11 protein-coding genes are annotated in these 11,444 nt (G+C 73.2%); 5 read left to right on the forward strand and 6 right to left on the reverse strand.

Annotated elements, in window-relative coordinates; genetic code table 11:
- Positions 1–127 precede the first annotated feature (127 nt).
- From ACFW9D_RS35390 to ACFW9D_RS35400, 3 genes are all read right to left on the reverse strand, one after another.
- On the reverse strand, positions 128–541 hold the full coding sequence (locus ACFW9D_RS35390; RefSeq protein ID WP_188339402.1) for a DUF3040 domain-containing protein: 414 nt from the start codon (positions 539–541) through the stop codon (positions 128–130).
- 275 nt (positions 542–816) lie between these two features.
- Entirely contained in the window at positions 817–1,641 is an 825-nt protein-coding gene (locus ACFW9D_RS35395; protein ID WP_384629081.1) for a methyltransferase, read from the reverse strand.
- A gap of 166 nt (positions 1,642–1,807) precedes the next feature.
- Complete coding sequence (locus tag ACFW9D_RS35400) at positions 1,808–2,377, reverse strand: SAV_6107 family HEPN domain-containing protein (RefSeq protein WP_384629084.1); 570 nt, start codon at positions 2,375–2,377, stop codon at positions 1,808–1,810.
- A 178-nt stretch (positions 2,378–2,555) separates the two neighbouring features.
- On the opposite strand from ACFW9D_RS35400, the gene ACFW9D_RS35405 reads away from it, so the two are divergent.
- From ACFW9D_RS35405 to ACFW9D_RS35425, 5 genes are all read left to right on the forward strand, one after another.
- Complete coding sequence (locus ACFW9D_RS35405) at positions 2,556–3,413, forward strand: ATP-binding cassette domain-containing protein (RefSeq protein WP_384629087.1); 858 nt, start codon at positions 2,556–2,558, stop codon at positions 3,411–3,413.
- Positions 3,385–5,469, forward strand: a complete 2,085-nt coding sequence (locus ACFW9D_RS35410) for a YhgE/Pip family protein (RefSeq protein ID WP_384629090.1) — start codon at positions 3,385–3,387, stop codon at positions 5,467–5,469. Before ACFW9D_RS35405 ends, ACFW9D_RS35410 begins: the two co-directional genes overlap by 29 nt.
- Positions 5,470–5,504: 35 nt before the next feature.
- A complete protein-coding gene (locus tag ACFW9D_RS35415; protein WP_384629093.1) occupies positions 5,505–6,131 on the forward strand; it encodes a TetR/AcrR family transcriptional regulator in 627 nt (208 codons plus the stop codon).
- Between the two features lie 358 nt (positions 6,132–6,489).
- Positions 6,490–7,098, forward strand: a complete 609-nt coding sequence (locus tag ACFW9D_RS35420; protein WP_188339396.1) for a DUF4126 domain-containing protein — start codon at positions 6,490–6,492, stop codon at positions 7,096–7,098.
- Positions 7,099–7,141: 43 nt separating this feature from the next.
- A complete protein-coding gene (locus tag ACFW9D_RS35425; RefSeq protein ID WP_384629096.1) occupies positions 7,142–8,635 on the forward strand; it encodes a phytoene desaturase family protein in 1,494 nt (497 codons plus the stop codon).
- Between the two features lie 130 nt (positions 8,636–8,765).
- Here the strand turns inward: ACFW9D_RS35425 and ACFW9D_RS35430 are convergent, their stop codons facing one another.
- From ACFW9D_RS35430 to thiE, 3 genes are all read right to left on the reverse strand, one after another.
- A complete protein-coding gene (locus tag ACFW9D_RS35430; protein ID WP_384629100.1) occupies positions 8,766–9,674 on the reverse strand; it encodes a hypothetical protein in 909 nt (302 codons plus the stop codon).
- A gap of 44 nt (positions 9,675–9,718) precedes the next feature.
- Complete coding sequence (gene metF, locus ACFW9D_RS35435) at positions 9,719–10,639, reverse strand: methylenetetrahydrofolate reductase [NAD(P)H] (RefSeq protein ID WP_188339393.1); 921 nt, start codon at positions 10,637–10,639, stop codon at positions 9,719–9,721.
- A gap of 110 nt (positions 10,640–10,749) precedes the next feature.
- A complete protein-coding gene (thiE, locus tag ACFW9D_RS35440; protein ID WP_384629104.1) occupies positions 10,750–11,397 on the reverse strand; it encodes a thiamine phosphate synthase in 648 nt (215 codons plus the stop codon).
- Positions 11,398–11,444: the final 47 nt, after the last annotated feature.

Consider the following 11,444-nt stretch of genomic DNA (forward strand, 5'->3'; position numbering starts at 1 on the left):
CCTCTCACACACCCCCCGCCCCGACCCCCCCCCCCAACACGCCGCGCCGCGCGCCGCCCCCCCCCCCCCATATGCACAACTTGTCACCCGGGGCGGGCCCCCCCCCCCCCCGCAGCTCTGCTCCGGCTCAGTGGCCGCCCTGCTCGTCCCTGCGCTTCTGCCAGCGCTGCTCGATGCGGTCCATCATCGACCGCTTCTGCCGGGCCTGGCGTCGTGCCGCGGGTGCGCCGGGCGCTCCCGGCACGGCTCCCGCCGGCTGTTCACCCGGCTTGGGCGCCTTGCGCCAACCGGTGACGGCGAGCACCGCGCAGCCCAACATGACGAGGAACCCCACCACGCTGATCCAGATCTGTGTGAGGACCATTCCAGTCATGAGGAGCGCGATACCCACCAGGAAGCCCGCGACTGCCTGGTAGACCCGACGTCGGGTGTACGTACGCAGCCCGCTTCCCTCAAGCGCTGTCGCGAACTTGGGATCTTCGGCGTACAGCGCTCGCTCCATCTGCTCGAGCATGCGCTGCTCGTGCTCCGAGAGCGGCACGGAGTCCTCCTCATCGTGCAGTCGCCGGGGCGACCGGGGGTCCCCTTCAGGATAGGCAGGGAATCGCCCCCGTGAAACCCGCCCCTCTACGCCAACTTCACCATCGCGGACCGCCGCGCGCCGCTCCGGCTCACTGGGGCGTCATTCCCCGGCGTCCGGCTCGTCATGCCCGGCGGTCTCCCTCGATCATACGGCGCCGAGCGCCGTATCGGGGGGCCTGTCGCGTACTCCGTCTGCCGCTGCGCCGCTGATCAGCGCGGGATCACGGGAGTGACTCAGGCCCCTTCGGCCGTCCGCTTCTCGCCGAGCACGTGCAGCTGGGTCGCCACGGCGTGGAAGGCGGGCAGCTCGGCGGCCGCCGCCTCCAGCTTCAGGAGCTCCTGGAGCGCGCCCGGCTCGGTGTCCACGAGGACTCCGGGGACGAGGTCGGCGAAGACCCGTACGCCGTGCACGGCGCCGACCGCCACCCCGGCGTCGGCGACGAGACCGGAGAGCTGCTCGGCGGTGAAGCGCCGCGGCACCGGGTCGCCCTCGCCCCAGCGGCCCGCCGGGTCGTCGAGGGCCTGCCGGGCCTCCTTGAAGTGCCCGGCGAGGGCCCGCGCGAGCACGGCGCCGCCGAGGCCGGCGGCGAGCAGGCTGAGCACACCGCCGTCGCGCAGCGCGTCCACCGCGTGCCGCACGCCCTCGGCCGGCTCCTCCACGTACTCGAGGACGCCGTGGCACAGCACCGCGTCGAAGGCGGCGTGCTCGACGACGTCGAACAGGCCGGAGATGTCGCCCTGCACGCCACGCACCCGGTCGGCGACGCCGGCCTCGGCGGCACGGCGCTCCAGTGCGAACAGCGCGTTCGGGCTGGGGTCGACGACCGTGACGCGGTGGCCGAGGCGGGCCACGGGCACCGCGAAGTTCCCGCTGCCGCCCCCGGTGTCGAGGACGTCGAGGGTGTCGCTGCCCGTGGCCTTGGCCCGCCGGTCGAGGGCGTCCTGGAGCACGTCCCAGACCACGGCCGTCCGCAGCGCGGCGCGGGGCCGGAGCGGCTCGGCGCGCTGCGGCGCCGGCTGCGGCTGGGACGAGACGGGCGGGCGCATCGGGTCCGACACGGCTGAGACTCCTCGGCGCGGCTCCGGCTGGTGGCGGAGCGTGAACAGGTTCGGGCGCCTCCACCCTAATGGGCCGGGGCGGACGCCCACGCCATCCGCGTCGACCGCTCACCTGCCGGCCGATCCCGCCGCGCCCGGGCGGTCCCGCGGCAGGCCGCCCGGCCGGTCACCCCGCGTCGGGCACCTCCCGGCGGGCCGGGCGCTCGTCGTCCTGCTGCCGGGGCTGCGGAAGGACCGGCTGCAGGACGAGCAGGCGCTCGACGAGGCGCAGGAACATCGCCACGTCGCGGAGCAGGTCGTCGGCGTCGCGCGGGCTCGCCGCGCCGCGTATGCCCGCCTCGGCGCGGGCCCTTCGGGTGGCGCCCGAGGCGAACAGGGCGCTCCATTCGGTCAGCTCGGGGGCGATCTCGGGGAGGACCTCCCAGGCGCTGCGGATCCGGGCGCGGCGCCGGGGCGTGGGCTCGGGCCTGCCGCGGGCGGCGAGGACGGCGGCGGCGGTGCGCAGGGCGGCGAGGTGAGCCGTCGCGTACCGCTCGTTCGGAGTCTCCAGGGCGGCGGCCTCGTCGAGTCCGGCGCGGGCCTGGGAGAGCAGATCGAGGGCGGCGGGCGGGGCACCGGCCCGGCGGAGCACCGGGTGGACGTCGCTCGCCGGTCCGGTCAGTGAGGGGGCATGGGCAGGGCCGGTGGCGGCGCGGCGGCCTGCGGCGGCTGCGGTGGGTGCCTGATGTCCAGCCATGACGAACCTCCTGTCGTCTGTGTGACGGCGCAGTGGCCGTATGTGCCCATCGTGGGGTACGCCACTGACAATCCGGCCTGACCTGCGGTTTTGCTTCGCTCAGGGGTTCGGGCTATTTTTGTACTGACCAGTCAGTTCAAAAGTGTCGGTTCAACAGATTCAACAGAGGGGGGCGGTCGTGGACGCGGACGGCCGGGAGGACGGCGCCGCCGTCACCGCCGCGGGGTTCGGGGTGAAGGGGCCGCGCGGCTGGGCGTTCCGGGGCGTGGACATCGACGCCCCGGCCGGATCGCTCGTCGCGGTCGAGGGGCCGTCCGGGAGCGGGCGGACCTGTCTGCTGCTCGCGCTCACGGGGCGGATGCGGCCGAGCGAGGGCATGGCCCGGGTCGGCGGACTGCGGCTGCCGAAGCAGATGGCCGCCCTGCGCCGGGTGAGCGCGCTCGCGCACGTGCCGGGGGTGACGGACCTCGACCCGGCCCTCACCGTGGCCGAGCACCTGAAGGAGCGGGCCCTGCTGCAGCGCCGCTTCGGCGGGGGGCTGCGCGGGCTGCTGCGGCCGCGCGCCGAGCGGGTGACCGAGGCGAAGCTGCGGATCGACTCCGCGCTGGCCGCCGCGGGCCTCGACCGCGAGAGCCTGCCGAAGGGGTCCCGTACCGCCGTGCGCGACCTGGAGCGGATCGAGGCGCTGCGGCTCTCGCTCGCCCTCGCGCTGATCGGCCGGCCGCGCCTGATCGGGGTCGACGACACCGACCTGAAGCTGTCGGACGCCGAGCGGGACGCGGTCTGGGAGCAGCTGCGGTCGATCGCGGCGGCCGGCACGACCGTGGTGGCCGTGTGCAGCGAGGCCCCCGAGGACACGATCGTCGTCTCCACCGCCCCGGCACGCTCCGAGGCCGAGGGCACGACGCAGGACACGGCGGAGGCCGCGTCGGAGAAGCCGGCCGACGCGAACGAAACCGACACCGACACGGACACGCACACCGACACCGACGGGGGGACGACGGACGATGCGCTCGCCGAAGCTGGCCGCTCTTGAGCTCAGGCGCTTCGGCAGGGGGAAGCTGCCGCGCGCCGCGCTCGTCGCGCTCCTCCTGCTGCCGCTGCTCTACGGGGCGCTGTACCTGTGGTCGTTCTGGGACCCGTACGGGCGGCTCGACAAGATTCCCGTCGCGCTCGTCAACGACGACAAGGGGGCGACCGCCGCGGGCCGGAAGATCACGGCGGGCGACGACATCACCAAGGGGCTGTACGAGAGCGACACCTTCCAGTGGCACGAGGTCAGCGCCGCCCAGGCCGCCGAGGGCGTCGAGGACGGCACGTACTACCTGTCGCTGACGATGCCCGCGGACTTCAGCAAGAGGATCGCGTCCAGCTCCGGTGAGGCGCCGGAGACGGGCGCCCTGAAGGTGCGCACGAACGACGCGAACAACTACATCGTCGGGCAGATCTCCCGCACAGTGTTCTCGGAGGTGCGCTCGGCCGCCTCCACGAAGGCGTCGCGCTCCTTCCTGGACAAGATCTTCATCTCCTTCTCGGACATCCACGACGCCACCCAGAAGGCGGCGAAGGGCGCGGACGAGCTCAAGGGCGGCATCGGCAAGGCCAAGAAGGGCTCCAAGGACCTCGCCGACGGCCTGAAGGACGCCAAGAAGGGCAGCGGCGACCTGGCGAGCGGCCTGAAGAAGCTCGACAAGGGCGCGGGCGACCTGGAGACCGGTTCGAAGCAGGTCGCGGCCGGGACCCAGACGCTGGCCGACAAGGTGAACGGCACCTCCGACAAGGTGCTGCCCTTCCTGAAGAACAACAAGAAGCAGATCGCGGACACCGCCCGCCTGGTCGCCGACTCCGCCAAGGGCGTGCGGCACAACCTGGACACCCTGGTGAAGGTCGCCCCGACCGCCCGCAAGGGCGCGCACGCGGGCTCCGACATCCTGGCCGCGATCTACGAACAGCGCTGCGAGAAGGCGCTGCTCGACGACCCGGCCTGCCCGGACCTCAAGAAGGCCGCGACGGCCGCGGACGACGTCGCCACGGTCTCGGACGACCTGGACACGCTCATCCAGGACGAGCACGGCAACCTGACCCTCATGGACCGCCATCTGGCCACGCTCCAGAAGCAGTCCGAGGAGCTGGCCCGGCGCGCCCCGACCCTCGACCGGGACGTCGAGAACGCGGTCGCGCAGATCAACCGGCTCAACAAGGGCGCGGGCCAGGTCGCCGCCGGAGCGAAGAAGCTGCACACCGGGCTCGGCACGGCCCACACCGGCTCGACCGAGCTCGACAGCGGCGTCGGCCGGCTGAAGACCGGGGCGAACGACCTGTCCGGCGGCATGTTCAAGCTCGCCGACGGCTCGGGGAAGCTCGCGGGCGGTCTGCACGACGGCGTCGAGCAGATCCCCGACTACGACAAGAAGGACCGCGACCGGCGCACCGACGTGATGGCCGACCCGGTCCAGCTGGCCTCCCAGTCGCTCCACAAGGCGCCCAACTACGGGACGGGCTTCGCGCCCTACTTCATCCCGCTCTCCCTGTGGGTGGGCGCGATGGTCGCCTACATGCTGATCCAGCCGCTCAACCGGCGGGCCCTCGCCGTCGGCGCCTCCTCCTGGCGCGTGGCGCTGGCCGGCTGGCTCCCGGTGGCCGCGCTCGGCCTGCTCCAGGTCGGCGCGCTGATGGCCGTACTGCACTGGGCGCTCGGCCTCCAGATGCTGCACGCGGCCGGCACGATCGGCTTCCTGTGCCTGGTCACGGCGTGCTTCGCGGCCATCGTCCAGTGGCTGAACGCCCGCTTCGGCGCGGCGGGCCGCATCCTGGTGCTCGCGTTCCTGATGCTCCAGCTGACCTCGGCCGGCGGCACGTACCCCGTGCAGACGAGCCCGGGCTTCTTCAACGCGCTGCACCCCTTCCTGCCGATGACCTACGTGGTCGAGGCGCTGCGCCGGCTCATCTCCGGAGGCGGGCTCGGCCCGGTGTGGCAGGCGTGCGCGGTGCTGACCGCCTTCACCCTCGGCGCGCTCGCGCTGACGGCCCTGAGCGCCCGCCGCAAGCAGGTGTGGACGCTGGACCGGCTGCACCCGGAGCTGAGCCTGTGAGCACGGCCACAAACGCACCTGTGAGAATCGGGGGCATGGAAAGCAGCACACGGCGCCAGGCCACCCGGCAGAAGCTCTACGAGGCCGCTGTCACGCTCATCGCGGAACAGGGCTTCTCCGCGACGACGGTCGACGAGATCGCGGAGCGCGCCGGCGTCGCGAAGGGCACGGTCTACTACAACTTCGCCAGCAAGTCGGTGCTCTTCGAGGAGCTGCTGCGGCACGGCGTGGGGCTGCTGACGGCCTCGCTGCGGGACGCGGCGCGCAGGACGGACGAGCGCGGCGGCAGCAAGGTGGACGCGCTGGACGCGATGATCCGCGCGGGTCTCGTCTTCATCGACCAGTACCCGGCGTTCACGCAGCTCTACGTGGCGGAGCTGTGGCGCACGAACCGCGCCTGGCAGTCCACCCTCGCGGTGGTCCGCCAGGAGGCGGTGGCCGTGGTGGAGGGCGTGCTGCGGGGCGCCGTGGAGGGCGGCGAACTGAGCGACGAGATCGACGTGCCGCTCACGGCGGCCGCCCTGGTGGGCATGGTCCTGGTGGCGGCCCTGGACTGGCAGGCGTTCCAGCCCGAGCGGTCCCTGGACGACGTGCACGCCGCGCTGTCGCTGCTGCTGCAAGGGCGGGTGGGCGGCGGGCAGCCGCTGTCCGGGAAGGCCTGAGGCGCCGCGCGGGGAACGTGAAGCGCCGGTCCGGTGCGGCCTGTGGTCGTCCCAGGCCGTACCGGACCGGCGCATCCCCCGTTGTTCCCCCGTTGAACCCCGTGCGGTCTCCCCCGGGTCCCCCGTGCCTCGCTCCCACCCGTTCGGGTGAGAGGAGCGGCCAAGGACGCTGCTTCCGTTCCGCCGCCCCGTGTCGGCGGTGCCGGGAGCCGCGCCCCTCTCCGTGGTCTCCACTCTCTCGTCATCGCAGGTCGGACCCATCCGCGTACCTACTCATCTCCGCGTCTAGGTACGGATACTCAGACCCGCGTGATCGTCCCCAGGCACACCGAGTGCCCTACTGGTTACGCTCTCCCCCGTGTCCGTACTCCCCCTGGTCTTCACCAGCGGCTGGGCGAGCGGCATCAACGCGTACGCGGTGATCCTGCTGCTCGGTGTCTTCGGCGCGACCGGGCTGAGCGACGACGTGCCCGAGTCGCTGCAGCGGCCCGACGTGCTGATCGCGGCCGGCGTGCTCTTCCTGTGCGAGGCCGTCGCCGACAAGATCCCGTACGTGGACTCGGTGTGGGACACGGTGCACACCGTGATCCGGCCGGTGTCGGGCGCGGTCGTCGGGGCACTGCTCGCCGGGCAGAGCGGCTCCCTGTCGGATCTCGCGGCGGGCGCGATCGGCGGGTCCACGGCGCTGGCCAGCCACACCGTGAAGGCCGGGACGCGGATGGCGGTGAACACCTCGCCGGAGCCGATGTCGAACTTCGTCCTGAGCACCGCCGAGGACCTGGGTGTCGGCGCGATCGTCACGTTCGCGATGTTCCATCCGGAGGCGGCCGCGATCATCGCGGCGGTGCTCCTGGTGCTCGGCCTGATCCTGCTGTTCCTGCTGGTGCGGCGCATCCGCCGGTTCCTGCGGCGGCGGGCGCAGCGGCGCGAGGAGCGGCGGCTGGCCCGCGCGGTGCCACCACCCTGACCTCGCGGCGGCGTTGTCGGTGACGGCGGATAAAGTCGCCCGCATGGCACGAATTGCGGTGATCGGCGCGGGCATGGGCGCCATGGCGGCCGCCGCTCGGCTGGCCGTCGCGGGCCACCGAGCGGTGGTGTTCGAGCGCGGGGCGACCTACGGCGGCGCGCTGGGCCGGTTCGAGCGCGACGGGTTCGCGTTCGACTCGGGCCCGGGCCTGCTCCTGCTGCCGGCCGTGTACCGGGACCTGTTCGTGAAGACCGGCAAGGAGCCGCTGGAGGACGTCGTCGGTCTGACGCAGATCGAGCCCGCAGTGCGGCACGTCTTCGCGGACGGCACGACGACGGACCTGCCGAACGCGCGGCGGGCGGGTGTCGCCGAGGCGCTCGACGCGGCCGTGGGGGCGGGCGCGGGCGCCCGCTGGTCGGCGTTCATGAACCGGGCGCGGGAGGCCTGGGACCGTTCCCGGCGCCCCCTGCTCGAAGAGCCGCTGTGGCCGAACTGGGAGGTGCTGGCCGAGCGCGAGCCGTACCCGGCGGTGGTGCACAAGCGGCTGCTGCGCAAGGACCGCGCGGCGAGGACGCTGGCGGAGATCGGCGCGCTCGAGCTGGCCGGCGAGCCGCGTCTGGTCGCGCTCCTGGAGCAGTACGCGCTGGCGTACGGCCTCGATCCCCGTACGGCTCCGGCGAGCGCGGCCGTGCTGCCCTACATGGAGCAGACCTTCGGCACCTGGGCCGTGACGGGCGGCATGCGGGCGCTCGCGGACGCGGTGCACGCGCGCTGTGTACGCCGCAAGGTCGAGTTCCGCTTCGGTGCGGACGTGCGGCGGATCGTCGTGAAGGACGGGCGCGCGGCGGGTGTGGAGCTGGCCGACGGATCGGTGGAGGACGCCGAGTTCGTGGTGGCCGGAGTCGCGCCGGGGGTGCTGGACGGGCTGCTGCCGGGCACCGCACCGCGCGGCGCGGTGCCCGCGCAGTCGGAGGCGGCGGCGCCGAGCCGGCTGACGGTGCATCTGGCGCTGCGCGGGGAGCGCCCCGAGGACACGCCGCACCGCACGGTGGTGCACGGCACGGACCGGGCGGCGGAGGCGGCCTGGCTGTTCGACGGCGCGCCGCGCCCCGGGAGACCGACGGTCGCCGTGCTGCGCACCGGGGACGCCGGGCAGGCCCCCGAGGGGCACGAGGCGGTCACGGTCATGGCGACGGTGCCGAACGGCGCACGCGTGGGCGAGGACCTCGTGGCCTCGGTCGTCGCGGCGGCCGGGCGCGCGGTGCCCGGTCTCGGCGAGCGGCTGCTGTGGCAGGAGGCCCGCACCCCGCAGGACGTCGCGGAGGCGACGGGCGCGGTGGGCGGCGCGGTGCCCGCGCCCGCGCTCGCGGCGGCGTCCGGCCGTCTGCTGCACGCGGCGAACGGGACGGAGGTGCCGGGCCTGTTCGCGGTCGGCGGCTGGGCGCATCCCGGCGGCGGGCTGCCGCACGCGGGCATGTCGGGCGCGCTGGTCGCGGGGCTGATCGTGGAGGGCCCGGGCTTCCAGGGCTCCCAGTGAGCGCGACAGGCCGGTGAACGCGACAGCCGCCGGGCGCGGACCCGGCGGCTGTGGCTGTGGCTGTAACTGTGTCCGCGTCTGTTTCTGAAGCCGCGCTGCTCCGCTTCAGAAGCTGCGCCGCGGATGCGGCTCAGTACCGGTACTGCTGCTCGTTGTACCCGTTGTCGTATCCCACGTTCGGGTCGTGCTGCGGGTAGGCCGGGTACGGCTGCTCGGGCGGCAGCTCCCCGCCGTAGTTCTGCTGCTGCTCTTCGCCGCTGCGCTGCTGCGGGACCCAGACGCCGCCGGGCGGGGTGTCCGAGCCGTAGCCCGCGGCCGTGGCATACGGGTCGCTGTACTGCTGCTGCCCGCCGCCGGTCGCGTACGGGTCGCCGTACTGGGGCTGCTCCGGATAGGTCTGGCCGCCGATGTACGGGTCCGAGTAGGGCGCGGCGTAGGGCTGCTGCTGGGCGCCCGTGTCGTAGCCGTAGTTCTGCTGCTGGTCGTAGCCGAAGGCGTTGGTGTCGTAGCCGTAACCCTGCGGGTCCTGGGCGGCGGGGCCCGCGCCGGCCTGGGCGTAGGCGGAGTCGCTGTAGACGCCGTACTGGCCCGTGTCGTCGGGCATCGGCTCGGGGGCGTAGACCGCGGTGGACTCGGCCGGGGACTCGGGGGCGGCGGGGCCCCAGGTGTCGTGCGAGCCCTGCCCGTACTCCAGGTCCGAGACCTCGAGGGTCGGCTCCTGGTGGACCGGCTCCTTCTTCCGGCGGCGCTTGGGCGCGCCCGCGCCTTCCGCGTCGTCGGCGCCGCCGGCCTTGAGGGACCAGCCGGCCTCGAAGCCGCGGCGGAAGGACAGCGTGACGTACGTCTGGCCGACCGCGAAGGCGATGGCGCCGATCCCGATGACGATCACCGAGGGCATCAGGACGCCGAGGACCACACCGAGGAAGCCGACGAACGCGAGCAGGCGCCAGCGCAGCCGCGCCTTGTTCTGCAGCAGCACCTCACCGAGGAGCCACAGCGCCACCAGTCCGAACGCCGCATAGAGGACCGCCCAGCCCATGTACGCCCCTCTCGTACGGCCGAGGCCCCCGCGGGTACGGCCGATCAGGCCCGCTGGTCGTGCAGGCCCAGATTCTCGTAGATTTCCAACGTCGCAGTGGAGTTGTTGAGCGTAATGAAGTGCAGACCCGGCACGCCTTCGTCAAGCAGCTTCGCGCAGAACTCCGTCGCGAACTCGATGCCAATGGAGCGTACAGCGGCCGGATCGTCTTTGGCTGTGAGGATCCGCTCTTTCAGAGCCGGGGGGAAGTCCGCGTTGCTGAGCTTGGGCAGCCGCTCCAGCATGCGGACACTGGTGACGGGCATGCACTCCGGGATGATCGGGGTGTCGCAGCCGGCGGCGGCGACCTTGTCCCGCAGTCTCAGGTACTCCTCCGGGTAGAAGAACATCTGGGTGATCGCGTAGTCGGCGCCCGCGCGGCACTTGTCGACGAAGTGCCGCACGTCGGAGTCCCAGTCCGCGGAGCGCGGGTGCATCGCCGGGAACGCGGCCACGCCGACGCAGAAGTCTCCCGACTCCTTGATCAGCTCGACCAGTTCGGCCGCGTACGTGAGGCCCTCGGGGTGGGCGAGCCACTCCCCCATCGGGTCGCCCGGCGGGTCGCCGCGCACCGCCAGCATGTTCCGGATCCCGGCGTCGGCGTACTGCCCGATGATGTTGCGCAGCTCGGCGACCGAGTGCTCGACGGCGGTGATGTGGGCGACCGGCGTGAGCGTCGTGTCGGCGACGATCTGCTGGGTCTCCTTGACGGTGCCGGCCCGCGTGGAGCCGCCCGCCCCGTACGTGACGGACACGAAGTCGGGGGCGACGGCCTCGACACGGCGCAGCGCGTTCCACAGGTTGCGCTCGCCCTTGGGGGTCTTCGGCGCGGAGAACTCGAACGAGTACGTCGCCTTGCCGGGCGTGAGCATGTCGCGCACGGTGCGGGCGCGATCAGTCCTGGTGGAAGCGGTGCCTAGGGCCATACGGGCAGGTTACTGACGGAGGTCGACTGTCCCAAATCCCTGTCCAGCCTGCGGACAGGTTCCGGACAGTGGTGCCTTCCCCGCTGGTCAGCGGGTCGGCCGGCGAGCGGTCACAGGGACCGCAGGCGCTTGGCGAACTCGGCCGCGGCGGCGCCCGGATCGTCGGCCTCGGTGATGGCGCGGACGACGACGACCCGGCGGGCGCCCGCGTCCAGGACCTCGTCCAGGTTCGTCAGGTCGATGCCGCCGATGGCGAACCACGGGCGGTCGGTGCCGAGTCCGGCGGTGTGGCGCACCAGGTCGAGGCCGGGCGCGTACCGGCCGGGCTTGGTGGGGGTGGGCCAGCAGGGGCCGGTGCAGAAGTAGTCGACGCCCGGCTCGACGGCGGCGGCGTCGGCCTCCGCGTCGGAGTGGGTGGAGCGGCCGACGAGCACGTCGTCGCCGATGATCGCGCGGGCGGCGGGCACCGGGAGGTCGCCCTGGCCCAGGTGCAGCACGTCGGAGGCGCTCGCGTGGGCGACGTCCGCCCGGTCGTTCACCGCGAAGAGCTTGCCATGGCGGCGGGCGGCCTCGGCGAACACCGCGAGGTGCTCCAGCTCCTCGCCGGCCTCCATGCCCTTGTCGCGCAGCTGCACGATGTCGACGCCGCCGGCCAGCACGGCGTCGAGGAACTCCGGCAGGTCGCCCTGACGCCTGCGGGCGTCGGTGCACAGGTAGAGCCGTGCGTCGGCGAGCAGGTCACGCTTCGGGTCGGCCATGGGAATCCCCCGTCGATGGGCACCGGTGTGCGCGGCCCCGCGGGGGC

It is taken from the genome of Streptomyces sp. NPDC059524, assembly GCF_042749255.1.
Taxonomy (GTDB): Bacteria; Actinomycetota; Actinomycetes; order Streptomycetales; family Streptomycetaceae; genus Streptomyces; species Streptomyces xanthii.